The 16674-nt window shown below is 62.5% G+C and carries 18 protein-coding genes; 6 read left to right on the forward strand and 12 right to left on the reverse strand.

Annotation, left to right across the window (positions count from 1 at the left end; all coding sequences use genetic code 11):
- Positions 1–33: 33 nt before the first annotated feature.
- The 7 genes from JF290_RS08345 to guaA are packed head-to-tail and all read right to left on the reverse strand — an operon-like array spanning position 34 to position 6479.
- Positions 34–951, reverse strand: coding sequence for an alpha/beta fold hydrolase (locus tag JF290_RS08345; protein ID WP_328701218.1), 918 nt, complete (start codon positions 949–951; stop codon positions 34–36).
- Positions 952–976: 25 nt separating this feature from the next.
- Positions 977–1894: a homoserine O-acetyltransferase MetA gene (gene metA / locus JF290_RS08350; RefSeq protein WP_199024402.1), complete on the reverse strand. Its 918-nt coding sequence runs from the start codon at positions 1892–1894 to the stop codon at positions 977–979.
- A gap of 42 nt (positions 1895–1936) precedes the next feature.
- Positions 1937–2797: an ATPase gene (locus tag JF290_RS08355; protein WP_199024403.1), complete on the reverse strand. Its 861-nt coding sequence runs from the start codon at positions 2795–2797 to the stop codon at positions 1937–1939.
- Positions 2798–2842: 45 nt separating this feature from the next.
- A complete protein-coding gene (locus JF290_RS08360; protein WP_199024404.1) occupies positions 2843–3745 on the reverse strand; it encodes a DMT family transporter in 903 nt (300 codons plus the stop codon).
- A 27-nt stretch (positions 3746–3772) separates the two neighbouring features.
- Positions 3773–4654 (reverse strand): DMT family transporter, encoded by an 882-nt coding sequence (locus JF290_RS08365; RefSeq protein WP_227362685.1) that lies wholly within the window; start codon positions 4652–4654, stop codon positions 3773–3775.
- The gene (locus tag JF290_RS08370; protein WP_199024405.1) at positions 4651–4926 is read right to left on the reverse strand and encodes a putative quinol monooxygenase; all 276 of its coding nucleotides are present in this window, start codon (positions 4924–4926) and stop codon (positions 4651–4653) included. Before JF290_RS08370 ends, JF290_RS08365 begins: the two co-directional genes overlap by 4 nt.
- Entirely contained in the window at positions 4917–6479 is a 1563-nt protein-coding gene (gene guaA, locus JF290_RS08375) for a glutamine-hydrolyzing GMP synthase (RefSeq protein WP_199024406.1), read from the reverse strand. Before guaA ends, JF290_RS08370 begins: the two co-directional genes overlap by 10 nt.
- Positions 6480–6667: 188 nt before the next feature.
- On the opposite strand from guaA, the gene JF290_RS08380 reads away from it, so the two are divergent.
- On the forward strand, positions 6668–8212 hold the full coding sequence (locus JF290_RS08380) for a trimethylamine methyltransferase family protein (RefSeq protein WP_199024407.1): 1545 nt from the start codon (positions 6668–6670) through the stop codon (positions 8210–8212).
- Here JF290_RS08380 and JF290_RS08385 read toward each other — a convergent pair.
- Positions 8205–8504: a DUF6477 family protein gene (locus JF290_RS08385; RefSeq protein WP_199024408.1), complete on the reverse strand. Its 300-nt coding sequence runs from the start codon at positions 8502–8504 to the stop codon at positions 8205–8207. The two genes, JF290_RS08380 and JF290_RS08385, sit on opposite strands and share 8 nt — an antisense overlap.
- A 226-nt stretch (positions 8505–8730) precedes the next feature.
- On the opposite strand from JF290_RS08385, the gene JF290_RS08390 reads away from it, so the two are divergent.
- Complete coding sequence (locus JF290_RS08390) at positions 8731–9885, forward strand: DUF6456 domain-containing protein (protein ID WP_199024409.1); 1155 nt, start codon at positions 8731–8733, stop codon at positions 9883–9885.
- A 21-nt stretch (positions 9886–9906) separates the two neighbouring features.
- On the opposite strand, the gene JF290_RS08395 is transcribed toward JF290_RS08390, so the two are convergent.
- Complete coding sequence (locus JF290_RS08395; protein ID WP_199024410.1) at positions 9907–10893, reverse strand: hypothetical protein; 987 nt, start codon at positions 10891–10893, stop codon at positions 9907–9909.
- A gap of 226 nt (positions 10894–11119) precedes the next feature.
- On the opposite strand from JF290_RS08395, the gene lipA reads away from it, so the two are divergent.
- Positions 11120–12070, forward strand: coding sequence for a lipoyl synthase (lipA, locus tag JF290_RS08400; RefSeq protein WP_199024411.1), 951 nt, complete (start codon positions 11120–11122; stop codon positions 12068–12070).
- Between the two features lie 31 nt (positions 12071–12101).
- Here the strand turns inward: lipA and JF290_RS08405 are convergent, their stop codons facing one another.
- From JF290_RS08405 to hpt, 3 genes are all read right to left on the reverse strand, one after another.
- Positions 12102–12980: a cytochrome c gene (locus JF290_RS08405; RefSeq protein ID WP_199024412.1), complete on the reverse strand. Its 879-nt coding sequence runs from the start codon at positions 12978–12980 to the stop codon at positions 12102–12104.
- A gap of 60 nt (positions 12981–13040) precedes the next feature.
- Positions 13041–13526 carry a c-type cytochrome gene (locus tag JF290_RS08410; RefSeq protein ID WP_199024413.1) on the reverse strand — a complete coding sequence of 162 codons (486 nt, stop codon included), beginning with the start codon at positions 13524–13526 and terminating at the stop codon, positions 13041–13043.
- A 122-nt stretch (positions 13527–13648) separates the two neighbouring features.
- Positions 13649–14185, reverse strand: coding sequence for a hypoxanthine phosphoribosyltransferase (hpt, locus tag JF290_RS08415; RefSeq protein ID WP_199024414.1), 537 nt, complete (start codon positions 14183–14185; stop codon positions 13649–13651).
- Between the two features lie 77 nt (positions 14186–14262).
- Here hpt and JF290_RS08420 point away from each other — a divergent pair, with 77 nt between their 5' ends.
- Genes JF290_RS08420 through JF290_RS08430 form a run of 3 tightly spaced genes read left to right on the forward strand, consistent with a single transcriptional unit; the run spans position 14263 to position 16660 of the window.
- The gene (locus JF290_RS08420; protein ID WP_199024415.1) at positions 14263–14715 is read left to right on the forward strand and encodes a type II toxin-antitoxin system RatA family toxin; all 453 of its coding nucleotides are present in this window, start codon (positions 14263–14265) and stop codon (positions 14713–14715) included.
- A gap of 30 nt (positions 14716–14745) precedes the next feature.
- Entirely contained in the window at positions 14746–15312 is a 567-nt protein-coding gene (locus JF290_RS08425) for a DUF4453 domain-containing protein (RefSeq protein WP_199024416.1), read from the forward strand.
- Between the two features lie 43 nt (positions 15313–15355).
- On the forward strand, positions 15356–16660 hold the full coding sequence (locus tag JF290_RS08430) for an MmgE/PrpD family protein (protein ID WP_199024417.1): 1305 nt from the start codon (positions 15356–15358) through the stop codon (positions 16658–16660).
- Positions 16661–16674 lie beyond the last annotated feature (14 nt).

Here is a 16674-nt window from a genome sequence, read left to right on the forward strand (position 1 = left end):
TCGTCTTTTCAGCAATATGGGCTGTATCGGCGATCAACGCAAACCTGCGCGCGCAGCGGCACGGTCGATTGCCGCGACCACGTCGTCTTCGGCGGCATGGTGGGGCATGTGGCCGATGCCGTCCAGCCGGGTCAGAACGGCGCCGTCGATCTGGTGGACCAGCTTCTCGGAATGGATCGACAGGCCGACGGTCGTGTCGGCGGTTCCGTGGACGATCTCGGTCGGGGCCGTGATGTTCGCGTAGTCGGGCAGTTGTCTTTCGATCTCGTCCAGCAGATTGGCGCGTTGGTCCGCGTTTGCACGCATCGACACGCGCCGGAGGGTCAGCAGCGCTCCGATGTGATCCTCATAACCCTTCGGCGGTGTTTGCGGCGGGAAGACGCTTTCGATCGCTTCCTCGATACGGTCTTCGCTGACGAAGGCGGTCAGCAGCGGAACGACGAAAAGCTTGCCCCACCAGGACGAGGTCACGCGGTAGAGCGGGTCGAGCGGTGTTGTCCACGGGTTCGAGGGCGCCGAAACGGCGACGAGCGCGGCGATGTTTTCCGGATGCGCAATGGCCCAGGCCAGCGCAACCGCGCCGCCATAGCTGTGGCCCATCACGATGGGCTTGTCCGCACCGAGTTGGCCGGCCGCTCGCGCCAGGAGCGTCGCCTGCTGGTTCAGGCTCGCGCCGGTGGAGTTGAGGCGTTCGGTATAGCCCAGGCCGGGCCGGTCGAACATGATGACTCGATAGCGTTCCGCAAGGCGTGGCGCGAGCGAGAAGGTCATGTCACGGGAATTGCCGCTGGCCCCGTGGATCAGGACCAAATCGGGACCGCTACCCATCACGACCGCATGTACCGTCACGCCGTCGACGGTCAGCAGATCACCCTCGGGCGGAAAGCGGGTCTCGGCGCGTGTTTCCTGTACGCCGGCGCGCCACTGCGTGATCGCCGCAACTGCGGCCACGGTGACGACAAGTGCGAGGAGTGCCTTAATGCCCAATCTGATCCAACTCGAACGGGGTGGTCTGGTAGATCTCGTTTATCCAGTTGCCATATAGAAGATGCGCGTGGCTTCTCCAGCGGTTCTGCGGCGGGCGCGAAGGATCGTCATCGGGGTAATAGTTCCTTGGCACGTTGATCGGAGTGTTCTCGGCGACGTCGCGGTCATACTCCTGCTTCAGCGTGTCGCTGTCATATTCGAAATGGTTGAAGATGTAGAGTGCACGGTGCTCGCGATCCTCGACCAGGCAGGGTCCGACCTCATCGCTGCCCAACAGGGTCTTGAGCCCCGGTGCCGCGTCGATTTCATCCTGGCGCATCTCTGTCCATCGCGACACGGGAATCACGCAGAGATCTGAGAAACCGCGCAGATAGGGCGAGGCCGGTGCCAGGTTGGTATGCGCGTAGCAACCGAACGCCTTGTGATCGAGCATGTGCTTGGGAACGCCATGGAAATGGTTGATCATTGCCATTCCGCCCCAGCACACGCCAAAGGTGGAATGGACGTTCGTCTGCGTCCAGTCGAACACCCGCTGCAGTTCGTCCCAATAGGTGACCTGGCCGAACTCCAGGTGTTCGATCGGCGCACCGGTGATGATCAGCCCGTCGAACTTCTCGTCGCCGATCTCGGAGAACGGCCGATAGAAGCTTTCCATATGGTCGGCGGCGGTGTTCTTGGCCTGATGCTCGGACATCCGGATCAGGCTCAGTTCGATCTGCAGCGGAGTCGCGCCGATCAGGCGGGCGAACTGGTTTTCCGTCTGTATCTTCTTGGGCATGAGGTTGAGGAGCCCGATCCTGAGGGGGCGGATGTCCTGTCGGGCGGCCTGGTCTTCGGACATGACCATGACGCCCTCGCGGGTCAGAACCTCGTAGGCTGGCAAATCGGAGGGGATCTTGATGGGCATGCGGGTATGGTGCTTCCTGTTCTTGCTCGCTCGGGCGACTTTTCAGTGCCGCGCGGCGATGGCGTCGGCGATCAGGTGGTCGAAATCGGCGGCGTCACGCACGGCGGCGACCGCGTCGGCAGTGACCGTCACGCCCCAGCGGGCCATCGCCTCGTAACGCGGTTGGCGGTGGGCGAGCGCCTTTGCATAGGTCCAGCGGATGAACGCATCGGGGTCGACATCCTGTTCACGACAGCCGGTTTCGTCGAGATAGGACCTCCAGGCGTCGGTCAGGAACTCGGCCTGGTAGGACATCGGCTTGGGCGCCTTGTCGAACCGGCGGATCAACTCCTTGGTGTGCGCGGCGTCGCCCTTGATCCACACCATCAGGGTGCGCGCGCTCAGATCCGCCATCAGCGGATCGTCGGGATTGTCGGGATCGACCCATTCGCAAATCGACCCGCCGGTGTCGCAGATGAAGTGTGGATAGCCATAGAGCCGCTGGGCGCGGTCGATGAAATAGCCGGTGTCGAGCAAGGCATGAATCTCCGCCTGGCGGAACTGATCCTGGCGGCGGCGGTATTCTTCCATGCTGAGACCACCCAGATCGAGGTTGCCGGGTTTTCCGAGATAGGCCGACACCGGGGTCAGGTTGGCGAAGCTGATGTTGGACCCGATATAGATCGAATCCGACAGCAGCAGATCGCGCAGGAACGGCACTTTCATCGCCTGCGCCTTGGCGTTGTCGGCGATGTATTCGCCCATGTAGCGTGTGCCGATGCGATAATCGATGCTGTAGTGAAACCACCCGCCAGAGTCGCGCAGCATCTGGCTGACATGGGTCTTGCCCAGCCCCGACATGCCAAAGAACAGCACGCGCTTGTGGTCGGTGGTCCGCCAGTCTTGGGCGGTTGGATAGAGCATGGTCCCGGTCCTTTTCGGTCTTGCTATCCAGCCCCGCAGGTGGGGTCAATCGCGTCCTTTCCACAGCGTTCCGTTCAGAACCAGCAAGCCTGATCCCAGCAGTGCAAACCCGGCATAGGCCCGCGGTTGCAGGTCCTCGCCCAGCACAAGCGCGCCCAGCACGATGGCGACCGGCGGAATCAGCAGCGTGACCAGCATCAGGTTGCCGCTGCCGGCCATTCCCAAGACGCGGTAGTAGAGCAGATAGGCACCTGCGGTCGCAATCAAAGAATAGTAGGCGATGGCGACCCAGGTGCCGGGTGCGAGGTCAAAGCCGATCGGTCCGTCGATCAACAGCGCGGGTGCGATGAGAAGCAGTGTTGACCCGCTCAGCATCCCGGCGGCGGCGACCTGCGGGGGCAGATGCGCCAGCTTGCGCCGCGCCCAGACACTCGCGAGCGCATAACTGAGCGTGCCGGCCAGCACCGCCAGCTGCGCGGTGCTGCGCAGATCGAACCCGGTCAGGGCATCCCAGCCGATCGCGGTGGCGACGCCGAGGAAGCCGAGCAGAACACCGATACCCTTGCGGAGAGTCAGACGCTCGTCCGCGAAGGCGATGGAAGCGACGACGACGCCGAAGATCGCCGTGGTGGCGTTCAGGATCGAGGTCAAGCCCGTCTCGATGTGCAACTGGCCCCACGCCATCAGGCCGAAGGGGATCACGTTGTTGAGCAGTCCCATGACCAGGAACGCGAGCCAGACCTTAGGGTCCCGGGGCAGGGGCAGACGCATCGCGAGCACCACGGCCCAGAGCAGGAGTGTCGCCCACAGTGTTCGGTGCAGGACCACCGTGATGACCGGCACCTCGTTCAGCGCGAGCCGGATCGACAGGAAGGAACCGCCCCAGATCACGCCCAGAAGCAGCAGTTCGGCCCAGGCGCGGCCCGATATGGATTTTTGGTCACTCATGCCCTCAGATAACCGCCCGGCTCCGGGTCAGGCGACCCGATTCCTGCGGGTTTCGGCGAGGATGTTCATGTAGTTTCCCCCGAAGATCACCATGGCTCCGACGAGCACCCAGATGTCCAGCGCCTCGCCGTAGACAAGCATCCCGATGATCGCGATCGCCGGCAGGCGGGCGAAGTCGAAGGGCACGACCACGGTGGCGGGCGCGATGGCGAGCGCATTGGTGATGCAGAAATGCGCCAGAAGCCCGGCAAAACCGATGACCAGCAGGAAGGGCGCAGTTTGCGTGTCGGGCAGGGCGATGTCGCCGTCATAGCCCGCTGCGATGATCCCGAACACCAACTGCATGACAGTCAACCAGAACAGGATGCAGCCGACCGTTTCGGTGCGAGTCAGTTTCTTCGTCAGCATTGTGGTCAGTGCGAAGAAGACCGCCGAGGAGGCGGCGGTCACGAGCCCGGGGCTGAAAGTCTCGGGACTGGGCCGCGCCACGATCAGGATACCGAGAAAGCCGATCATCGCCGCAAGAGCGCGCACCGGCGTGATCCGTTCGCCGAGGAGCAACGGAGACAGAACGATAACCCAGAGAGGCGAGGTGAACTCCAACGCGAAGACCTGGGCCAGCGGGATGACCGTGACGGAATAGAACCACAGGTTCTGGCCGGTGAAATGGGCGAGGTTGCGCAGGGTCTGGGTGCCCATGGAGCGCCGCGTGACCTGCTGCCAGGATCCGGTGAACGTCAGGATGACCGAGACGATCAGAACCCCCACGATGCTTCGATACATCATGATTTCAAAGGTATCCAGCGCAAAGCTCGCCTCACGCCCCGCCACCGCCATCGACGAGAACGACGCGATGGCACCGGTCATCCACAGCGCAGCCTTGAGCGTTTGAGGGACTTCGGCCGTCATGTGTCGCGCAGCTGGAACTGCCGCGGGATATGCGCTGTCAGGTGCCACCAGGCGCTTGCCCTGGTGCGATGCTGATGGGCGTCGAACGCGATGCGGTCGACGAACCGCTCACGCACGTCGAACCGGCAAGGGTTGGTTTCCGACTGCGTGAGCTCAAAGGAAAGGCAGCCCCGTTCCGCGCGCGTGAGGCGGATGTGATCGGGCAAGGCGGACAGAACGGTTTCGAGGTCGCTCGACTGGCAGATCAGCGCGCCCGTCAGGTTCACTCCCATTCGATCGTGCCGGGAGGCTTGGAAGTAATGTCATAGGTCACACGGTTGATGCCCTTGACCTCGTTGATGATGCGCGTCGCGGTCTCGCCAAGGAATTCGTGGGTGAACGGGTAGTAGTCTGCCGTCATGCCATCGACCGAGGTCACCGCGCGCAGGGCGCAGGCATAATCATAGGTGCGGCCGTCCCCCATAACACCGACCGTGCGCACCGGGAGGATGGCCACGAAGGCCTGCCAGATGTCGTCATACAGGCCGTGGCGGCGGATCTGGTCGATATAGACCGCGTCGGCCTTGCGCAGGATTTCCAGCTTCTCGCGGGTGATCTCGCCGGGGCAGCGAATCGCGAGGCCGGGGCCGGGGAACGGGTGGCGCCCTATGAAGGACGGAGGCAGGCCGAGTTCGCGGCCGAGTTCGCGCACCTCATCCTTGAACAGTTCGCGCAGAGGTTCGACCAGTTTCAGCCCCATTTTCTCGGGCAGTCCGCCGACATTGTGGTGACTCTTGATGGTGACCGAGGGTCCGCCGCTAAAGCTGACCGACTCGATCACGTCGGGATAGAGCGTGCCCTGTGCGAGGAACTCGGCGCCGCCGACCTCGCCTGCGTGCTTCTGGAACACGTCGATGAAGAGTTTCCCGATAATCTTGCGCTTGGTTTCAGGATCCGACTGTCCGTCCAGCGCTCCAAGAAAGAGCTCCTGCTCGTCGGCGTGGATCAGAGGCATGTTGTAATGGTCGCGGAACATCGTCACGACTTCCTCGGCCTCGCCCTGCCGCAGCAGGCCGTGGTCGACGAAGACGCAGGTCAACTGGTCGCCGATGGCCTCGTGAATCAGCACGGCCGCAACCGAGGAATCCACGCCGCCGGACAGTCCGCAGATGACCTTCGCATCTCCGACCTGTTCGCGGATCTTGCGAATCGCCTCCTCGCGATAAGCGCCCATCGTCCAGTCGCCGCTGAAGCCTGCGAGGCGAACGAAGTTCTCGTAGAGCTTGGCCCCGTTGGGGGTGTGGTGCACTTCCGGATGAAATTGAACCGCGTAGTAGTCGCGCGACAGGTCGGCGGTGATGGCGAAGGGCGCGTTGGGCGAGGTGCCATAGACGGCAAACCCGGGCGCGAGGGCGCTGACATGGTCGCCATGGCTCATCCACACCTGCTCGCGATCGGCTTCGAACCAGCCATAGAGGAGGTCGATGTTCTCTGTCGACGGGGTCACGTAGGCGCGTCCGAATTCGGCCGTGCCATGTCCTCGTTCGACGGTGCCGCCCAGCATGTGCATCATAACCTGCTGGCCGTAGCAGATGCCGAGAATCGGCACGCCCAACTCGAACACCTCGACCGGCGGACGGGGGCTGCCCTCGTCTATTACCGAGGCCGGCCCGCCCGAGAAGATCACCGCTTTCGGGGCGAAGTCCGCAAGGAATTCGGTGGTGACATTCTGGTAGGGATGGATTTCGCAATACACGTTCAGTTCGCGCAGGCGGCGCGCGATCAGCTGCGTCACCTGGCTGCCGAAGTCGATGATCAGAAGGCGGTCGTGGGATGAACTTTCCATGATTGCCTCCTAGGCCAGAGACGTTTGCGGCGCAAGCTTTAGCGGCACCGTGGAAACGGCCAGCCGGCACCCGCAGTGTCGGATCGATGTCGCTTTTCCCCCTCATGCGCCGCAATCCTGACCGGGTACGCCCGATGACTGGGATAATCACGGTGCCAAGCTCATCCGATTCAACAGGGGACCGGACCATGACCGATGCACAGACCAAGCGCAGAACACGCGGCGGTGGCGGGGCGGCCCGTAGGGCCGAGCGCACGGCCGTCAGCATCGAGACCGCGCGGTACATCGAGCGCAATATTCCGAATTTCGAGATCCTGACGCCGGAGGCGCTCGAGATCATCGAGGCCAATGCCGAAACTGTTCTGGCCGAAATCGGCGTCAACTTCGTCAACAACCCGGCGGCGCTGGAGCGCTGGCGCGAGGCGGGGGCTGACATTGAAGGCGAGCGCGTGCGCATCCCGCGCGGGCTGGCACGCAAGCTATGCGAAACGGCACCGTCGCGGTTCACCCAGCATGCCCGCAACCCGGCCCGGAACGTCGAGATCGGCGGCAAGACGCTGGTCTGTGCGCCTGTCTATGGCCCCCCCTTCGTGCGCGATGCCGAAGGCGGGCGCCGCTATGCCACGATGGAAGACTTCCGCAAGTTCGTGAAGCTGGGGTACATGTCGAAATGGCTGCACCATTCCGGCGGTACGGTTTGCGAACCGACGGACATTCCGGTGAACAAGCGTCACCTCGACATGCTGATGGCCCACATGACGCTGTCGGACAAGCCGTTCATGGGATCGGTGACCGATCCCAGCCGCGCACAGGATTCCGTCGAGATGTGCGAAATCCTGTTCGGCAAGGAGTTCGTTCAGCAGAACACGGTCATGACGTCTCTGATCAACGTCAACTCGCCACTGACCTTCGACGACGTGATGATGGGCGCACTCGAGGTCTATGCCAGAAACAATCAGGCCTGCATTGTTTCGCCCTTCATCGTCGGCGGCGCGATGGCGCCGGTTTCGGTCGCCGGAACGCTGACGCAGGTGCTGGCCGAGGTGCTCGCCGGGATCGCCTATTCCCAGCTCGTGCGCCCCGGGGCCCCGGTGATCTTCGGCGCATTCGTCACGTCGATCGACATGAACAGCGGCGCGCCGACCTTCGGAACTCCCGAGGCGACGCAGATCCTGTCGGGGGCAGGGCAACTGGCGCGACGGATGGGGCTGCCATTCCGCTCGGGCGGCGGACTGTGCGCGTCCAAGTTGCCGGATGCACAGGCGGCCTATGAGACCGCGAATACGCTGAACGCCGCATTGTTGGGCGGCGTCAACTTCATGCTGCATGCCTGCGGGTGGCTCGAGGGCGGGCTGGTCAGCAGTTTCGAAAAGTTCGTGATGGACGCGGACCAGCTGGGCGTGTTGCACAAACTGGCCGAAGGCGTGCCGGTGGACGAAAACGCGCAGGCCATGGGCGCGATCGCCGAAGTCGGTCCGGGTGGACACTATCTCGGATGCGCACATACCCAGGAGAATTTCAAGGCGGCGTTCTGGCGGTCTGATGTCTTTGACTACAAGCCGTTCGAAACCTGGGATGAGGAGGGCGCGCGGGACACGCAGGCGCTGGCGTCACGGCGGGTCGCGCATCAGTTGGCGACCTACCAGGAGCCGGTGCTCGATCCCGCGATCCGGGGCGCTCTCGAGGCCTATGTCGCCGAGAAGAAGGCCTCGATGCCAGACGCTTTCATGTAGTCGGCGTTGCATGGGCGGCGCGCAACAGTTGCGCTTCGCCCATCATCGCGATCAATATGTCCAAATGCCTGGTCAGCGAATAGCCGGCGTCGTCCTCTTGGCGCTGATCGTTGAGCGTGCGCTCGAGATCCATCAGACGCATGATCGCGGCCGACGGGCGCGGCAGTGTTCCGTACCCCAGCAGGCGCTGCAGGTGGCGGTCACGGCGGTATTCCTGCGCCCCGTGCCGTGCGGCGCGGATCAGGAGTTGAGGACGGCGCAGGGCGTTCAGCATGCTCATCAGGTCTTGCATCAGTCTTCCTTCAATTCAGTGAACCGTGTCGCCGATCTGTATTGCACAACCTGAACGGGTGTTGCCTTTCGAGCATTTCCTGCGTTCGGAGCTTTCACCTCCGTTTATCTTTTAGAAACAATGCTCAGTCAGCGAAGGTGGATCTTAACTATCAAGTAACAAAATCGCCTTTAGGTTGTGGAAAATTTGAAATATCCACAGACGTTTGCAGCAAGGACCGATCAACATGACCCATTCGAGTGTCACGGACTTGCCGAACTGGGTGCCTGAAGGCGCGCGGCGCTACCTTGCGCACACAGAGGCCGGCCAGCCCATTCGTGATCTCGCCCGCTCCGCACAATGCCACGCTTCGACAGTTCTGCGTCAGATCCGGCGCATGGAAACCCGACGCGACGATCCGTTGATCGACGCGGCTCTGTCCAAGCTGGCCGAATCCCATTTCTCACCCTGTTCGACGGCGGGCTCCGTGCCTGGCCGTATGACGAGCTCAACGAAGGACACTGCCGGAATGACGCAATCTGCACGTTGCCCTGATGAATATCCCGACGCAAACACGCTGGAGCGCGAAGCCTGTCGTGTTCTGAGGCGCCTGTGCGAGTCCGGAGCGTTGCTGGCGGTTGCGGAGAACATGGAAAAGGCGGTTGTGGTGCGGGATGGCGACGGCGGAGCGAATACGCGCACGGCAGTCGTCGATTGTTCGATCGCACAAGCGATGGCCCTCAAGGACTGGATTTCCTGTTCCAACCCCGGCCGCATCAGCCGCTATCATATCACGGCGACCGGGCGCGCCGCGCTCAGCCGGATGCTGGCCGAGCAGGAGAATCGGGCGCGTTCGGAAAAGGAGCATGGTTTCGCCGAGGCGCAGACACCATTCGCGTCGGCGGGGGATTGGGGCGAAAAGACGATCCAGGATCCGGGCACGTCACGCAATCGCCGTGTGCGCTACAACCTGTCCGAAAGCCCGCTTGCGGCGCTTGCGCGACGCAAGGACCGCGATGGCAAACCGTTCCTTGATGACGCGCTGGTTCATGCCGGCGAGCGTTTGCGTGAAGACTTCGAACTGGCCCAGATGGGTACGCGTGTGACCCAGAACTGGGACCGCTTTCTGACCGGAGGCGGCCGCGGCGGGTTCTCTCCGGACAGCCCGATCGGCAACGGACCCTCTGGCGCGCGAGACCGCGTGGTCCGTGCCCTGTCGGACCTAGGTCCGGGATTGAGCGACGTGGCGCTGCGCTGCTGCTGCTACCTTGAAGGTCTCGAACTGGCCGAGAAACGCATGGGGTGGTCAGCGCGGTCGGGCAAGATCGTCCTGCGGATCGCCTTGCAGCGTCTCAAGTATCACTATGACAGCCTGTCCGAACCCGATCGCATGATTGGCTGAGAGGTGACCTGGCGCCCGGCGTCAGAGCGCTGAATCCGCGTCTTCGATCAGATCTTCAGCTGCATTTAAGGAATCCTCGGCGGCCTTGGCCCGATCTGCCACGTCGCCGATCAGACCGGTCATTTTGGCCTTGTCGTTATGCGCCGCGATCAGCTTGGCTTGCTTCTTCTTGGCAGTCTGCAATTCGCTGTTCAAGTCTTTGAGTTTCTTCAATTGGTCCGACGCTTGTTTCAGCGCGGCGCGCGCGTTCTGCACATCCTTCTCCAAAGCCTTCTTCGCCGTGATCTCTTCGGGAATCGTGGCGAATTTCTCCTTGGCACAAAGCGTTCTCACGTTTGCCAGACGTTTTTCGATGTTCCGCACGAGCCGTTTTGACGTGTTGTCGCTCTGCTGCCGTTTGGCGTTTTCCAGCAGGATGTCGGGCAATTCGTCGCCCTTGCCATCCTTCAGCGCCTTGGTGACGACCGCGTCCTTCGATTTCTTGACGTTGGCGCCGAAAAAGGCCTCCTTGGAACTGAGCGTGCCGAAGGCGCCCTTGGCGTCATCGAGTTGCTTCAAGAGCGCCTCGGATTGCTCCATCACCTTCTTGATCGTCTTGTTCGTCTTGGCCGATTCGCCGGTCTGCTTTATCTCTTTCTCGTACGCGTCCCGCGCCTTCTTCAGGTCCTGATGGTGTTTCTTGGCCGTGTCGCTCAGCTTTTCGAGCGCTTTGACGAGTTCCTGTTGGTCGGCGAGCGCCGCCTCCCAGGCCGTCATCGCCTTCTTGAAATCGTCGTCCTTCAGGAAATCCTTCCACTTGCTGCCGGTTATGCCTTTCTTGATGGCGGCGGGAATCGTCTCGGCCATGTGGTCTTCCTTGACATAAGCCGCTTTGCGATTGGTCTTCATCTTCTCTTTGAGAGAAGCCGCCTCCTTGACCGAGCAACTCTTGGCCACGTCTTTTTCGATGGCGAGGCACTTCTTTTCGAAAATCTTGGTTTTCAGCTCCCAAGCCTGCACTCCGGCCATGCCAAATCCTCTCCATGCGAATGCCATCTGGCGTGGCACACACGCCGAAAATCGATGTCTTGCGGCGAGTATCGGCCCGCAGACTGCTCAATAGCAAGAACTTGCTGCAATGGGCGCGCCGCGCACCATGCTTCAGGCAGCATAGCGGCCATGCGTCGCTGGCAGTTTTCACGACGTCACGTTATGTTATGGCACAGCAAATGCCCCTCTGCGGAAAGCCCAGCCGATGCGAGACTTGAAACTTCCCGAACAGCGCCATCCCGAAAAGGCGCACCGCCAGGACAACACCCAGCCCAAGAAACCCTCGTGGATCAGGGTCAAGGCACCAGGCGGGACGGGATATGCCGAAACGCGACGCATCATGCGCGACAACAACCTGGTGACGGTCTGTGAAGAGGCCGGCTGCCCGAATGTCGGCGAATGCTGGAGCCAGGGCCACGCGACCATGATGATCATGGGCGAGATCTGCACCCGCGGATGCACCTTTTGCAACGTCGCCACCGGCCGGCCCGACGTGCTGGATGTGTTCGAACCCGGTCGTGTCGCTGACGCCGTGCAGAAACTGGGCCTCAAGCATGTGGTCATAACCTCGGTCGACCGCGACGACCTTGAGGACGGAGGGGCCGAGCATTTCGCTCAGACCATCCGCGCGGTCCGCCACCGCAGCCCCGACACGACCATCGAGATCCTGACACCGGATTTTCTCAAATGCGATTCCTCTGTTCTGGAAACCGTCGTCGCCGCGCGGCCGGATGTTTTCAACCACAACCTGGAAACCGTTCCCGGTCTTTACCCGACGGTACGTCCCGGTGCCCGTTACTTCCACAGCCTCCGCCTGTTGCAGCGGGTCAAGGAGATCGATCCCGGCATGTTCACCAAGTCAGGCATCATGGTCGGCTTGGGAGAGGACGCGCAGGCGGTGCGGCAAGTGATGGACGACATGCGCGCGGCGGATGTCGATTTTCTGACCATTGGGCAGTACCTGCAACCGACGCCGAAGCATCACCGGGTCGATCGCTTCGTCACGCCCGAGGAGTTCGCTGCCTACGAGAAGGCAGCGTTCGGAAAAGGCTTCCTGATGGTGTCGGCGACTCCTCTGACGCGTTCGTCCTATCACGCAGGGGATGATTTCGCCCGGCTGCGGGCAGCCCGTCTGGCGCGGCTGGCCCAGTCCTGAGCGCAATCGCCATGACGAAGCACTGCCCGGGTCAGGGCAGTGCCTTCAGATAGGCGGCGATCGCGTCCCGGTCGGACTTTTCGAGTTTCGCCATGCTGGCCACCACCTTGGTCATCTGGCCGCCCGCGCTGTCGTAGTCGGGTGTGAACCCGGTTTCGAGGTAGTAGGAGATATCGCCGGCGCTCCATTTCAGGTTGACCGGGTCGATCGCCGGGATCTTGCCGTCTCCCGACGGGTTCGGTGCGCCTTGCATCCAGCGGCTGCGATTAAGCCCGCCCGTCGCATCGCGTGGTGTATGGCATTCGGCGCAATGGCCCAAGGCTTCGACGAGATAGCGTCCGCGTTCGATTTCCGGCGTATCCGCGTTCGCGAGCACCCAGTTAGGGGACATGTTGACAAGCTTCCACAATCCGACGCCGCGACGGATCGTGAAAGGGAACGGCAATTCGTGTGGCTGGCTGACTGCATCCGACACGGGCAACGTATCCATGAAGGCTTTCAGGTCGGCCACATCCTGTGCCGTCATGTGCATGTAGGTGGTGTAGGGCAAGGAAGGGTAAAGATGTTTGCCGGACGGAGAAACCCCGGCCAGCAGCGCGTTGGCGAGGTCCTCGGTGGTCCAGTTGCCGATTCCTTCGGGACCGGGAGAAATGTTGGGGGCGATGAAGGCGCCAAACGGGCTCTCGATGCGGTACCCTCCGGCAAGGATCAATACGTCGTCGCCCTTGGCCTCGGGTGCGGCATGGCAATTGGCGCAGCCACCGGCCCAGAACACGGTTTCGCCGCGCGCCGCGTCACCGCTCACTCCGGCCATAAGGTCAGCGGATACGGGAACGGGGCGGCTCGCAACCCAGCCCGCAATGGCGGTCAGAAGTCCAACCGTGACAAGAAAGACCAAGAGTTTGCGCATGATCACCCCGTTTGCGAGACCGGCCTGGGCCGGACCCGCGATGCCTGGTATCGGATCGGATCAGTCGTCCGCCTTGCGGTAGGTCTCGTGGCAACTGCCGCAGCTCTTCCCGAGCGGACCCATCGCGCCACGCAGCGCGTCAAGCCCTTCGCCGGCGGCGGATTCCATGGCAACCGCCGCTTCGGTCATCGTCATCGCGCTGTCCATGATCTTGCTGTCTGCGGCCCAGATCGCCGGCAATGCTTCGGTCACATCGTCACCAAGTGTCTCGTTGTCCGAGCCTTGCGGCCAAAGGCGCGACTGGTCCAGCTTTGACAGTGCGGCGAGGTTGCCGGCGGCGGCGCTCGCAGCGGCGGCATCATACTCGACTTCGCCCTTGGCCATCCCGCCCAGAAGACTGATGTTGAACGCATAAAGCGACATCTGTGCCTGGCGCGCCTTGACCGCAGCCATGGTCGCCTTGTCGACATGCGACTCGCTGATGGCTGATGTGCCCAGGACGCCTGCGGTCAACAACCCGGCCACGAGAGTAAGTCCATATTTCATTAATGCCTCCGTCAGAGAGTTTAAGTCTTCCCGATAATACCATGGGTGACATGAAACCGGTGTTCGCACTATTGCACAACAGCTGTGGACATCCGCTCACTTCCTCGTGTTGGTCCGGTCGGTCAGGTGAAGCGGACCGCCCCGATAAAGGGTAGGTTCCGGTTGCGCTGCGCGAAATCGATGCCATAGCCGACGACGAACTCGTCGGGGATCTCAAAGCCGATCCAATCGGCCCGGAAGTCCACTTCGCGCCGGCTCGGCTTGTCCAGCAATGCGATGGATTTCAGCCGCGCGGGCTTTCTGCTGTGCAGCAGTTGGGTCACGTGGTTCAAGGTGTGGCCGGTGTCGACGATGTCCTCGACGACCAGCACGTCGCGCCCTTCAATTGCGCCGCGCAAGTCCTTGAGAATGCGGACCTCCCGGCTGCTTTCCGTTGCATCCCCATAGGAGGATGCCTCGAGGAAGTCGACCTCGATGGGAAGGTCGAGCTCGCGCACCAGGTCCGCGATGAAGACGAAGCTGCCTCGCAGAAGGCCCACCACGACCAATTTGTCCGTGTCGCGGAACTCGGTTGCGATCTCGCGGCACAGCGCCTCGATCCGTGCCGCGATGGCCTTGGCGGAAATCAGTTCATCGATGACATATGGCCGCTCTGTCATGCTGCCCCCTTGATCTTTGAGGCGAACCATACGACATGACGCGGCACTGTCATCCAAGAAGTGACCCGACCAAGCATATGCCCACCCACTCCGAAACCCGACCACTGCCGTACACAGCCCAACAGATGTACGACCTGGTCGCGGATGTGGGATCCTATCCGAAATTCCTGCCCTGGTGCGCTGCCGCACGGGTGCGCAAGGTGACCCCGGTGGGCAAGAGCGAAGTGATGGAGGCCGACCTTGTCATCAGCTTCAAGGTTTTCCGCGAACGCTTTGGCAGCCGGGTTGTGCTTTGGCCCGAACAGAAGAAGATCGACACCGAATACATCGACGGACCGTTCAAGTTCATGAAGTCGAACTGGTCGTTTCGTGAGACCGAGACCGGTTGCGACGTTTCCTTCCACGTGGATTTCGAGTTCCGGAACGCCGTCCTGCAAAAGATCATCGGCTTGGTATTCAACGAAGCCATGCAGCGCATCGTCCGCGCTTTCGAAGCACGCGCTGCCGAGCTTTACACCGCCAAGGCTTGACCGGCGCATTCCGCAGGGTACCCTGCGGGCATGAGGATTGTTCTTGTTCTCCTGATGCTGCTCCCGGCGTCGCACATGCGAGCAGCAGAGGGTTGCGTGGATGTCTGGTTCACCCGCAACCTGATCATGGACCGGGCCGGCTATTGCTTCGGCTCTCCGCTGGGACAGGCGCTGTTTGACAATTCCGATTGCACCGGCGCGCAAATCCAACTCGATCCGGCCTCCCAGGCGCTCGTCTCGCGCATCAGGGCGCTGGAGGCGCAGCACGGCTGCCAGATCGATACCAGCCGCCACAGTTTGGACATCGAGGATATCGCCTTTCGCCGCGTCCTGCGCGACCTGCCGATCAGGCAGGACGGCCAATGGGGCTGTCTCGGTTGGACCGCCGCGGAGACTCCGCTTTATGACGGATATACCGAACCTCTGGGCGCGATCGGGCAGGTGACGCCCGGTGACTACGTTCTTTTCGAACACGAGGGCGTGGCCGGGGGAAATTGGGTCTATGTCACGGTGCATCATCCCTCCTGGGGCGCGTTCAAGAGTGCGGGGTGGATGTATTGGACGGATCGCATGCCTTGCGCCTCCGAAGCCGGCTAGCGCCGCCTCTTTACGCCGCCCGGCAGAGGTATAGTCTCGCGCCATGACACACGACCTCACATCAGCGCTCGCCGATTTCGCCACCGGTCCCGTTCAGACAACGGCGGATGCCCGATTGATCACCGCCTTGTCCGCTCTCGACTGGCTCGCCGTCGGGCGCGCGGGAGTGTCCGAGCCGGTCGCCACCATCCTGCGCGATCTCGCCCGCTCAGAAGGCGGTGCCGGACAGGCGCATCTCTTCGGCACCGACCTGAAAACGCCCGCGCGGATGGCGGCGCTGGTCAACGGAACGACCTCGCACGCGCTGGACTATGACGACACGCATTTCGCCCATATCGGCCACCCGTCGGTCGCGGTGTTCCCGGCGGCGCTGGCTCTGGGCGAAGTGCAGGACTGCGCCCTGGTCGATGTTCAGGAGGCGGCCCTGATCGGCATGGAAGTATCGATTCGCGTCGGCCTGTGGCTGGGGCGTGACCACTACCAGACGGGCTTTCATCAGACCGCCACCGCCGGCGCCTTCGGTGCAGCTGCCGCCGCGGGACGGCTCGCCGGTCTTGATGCCAAAGGCATGGCGCACGCGCTCGGGCTGACTGCGACCCGCGCGGCCGGGCTCAAGGCGCAGTTCGGCACAATGGGCAAGCCCTACAACGCCGGTCTTGCGGCCTCCGCCGGAGTCGAGGCCGCGTTGCTGGTCGCACGTGGCTTCGTGGCGAATCCCGCCGCGATGGAAGGGGCGTTTGGCTTCGCCGCAACCCATCACGGGCAAGGCGATGTTGATACGGCGTTGGATGGGCTTGGCGATACTTGGCTGTTCGAAACGGTCAGCCACAAGTTCCACGCTTGCTGCCACGGGTTGCACGCGGCACTGGAAGCGGCGCGCGAGCTGGACATTGCCGCACCCGAGATTGCCGAGATGAGCGTTCGGACCCATCCGCGCTGGATGAGCGTCTGCAACCAGACGGCGCCCGACACCGCACTGGGCGCGAAATTCAGCTACGCCACCGTGCTGGCGATGACCGCGCTCGGCTACGACACCGCCGTTCTGGACAGCTATGACGACAGGATCTGCGCCGATCCGCGCTTGCGCGATCTGCGGGGCAGGATTTCCGTTGAAGCGGATGATAGCCTGAGCGAGACCCAGGCCGTGCTGAGCGTTTTGCGCCGCGACGGGGCCCGGCTTTCAGCCGAGCACGACCTGCAACGCCCGATGGGTGTCGCGCAGCGCGAGGAGCGCGTGCGGCGCAAGGCGTCGGCGCTGGTAGGTGCGCAGATGTCGGACACGGCGTGGGGAAAGCTGCGCTCAGGTGGCAGTGCTGCCGGTTTCGCAGCCCTTCTGTCGCAGGGCTGACCGGGCGCCTGTTG

The sequence above is a fragment of the Sedimentitalea arenosa genome (assembly GCF_016428585.1).
Lineage (GTDB): Bacteria > Pseudomonadota > Alphaproteobacteria > Rhodobacterales > Rhodobacteraceae > Sedimentitalea > Sedimentitalea arenosa.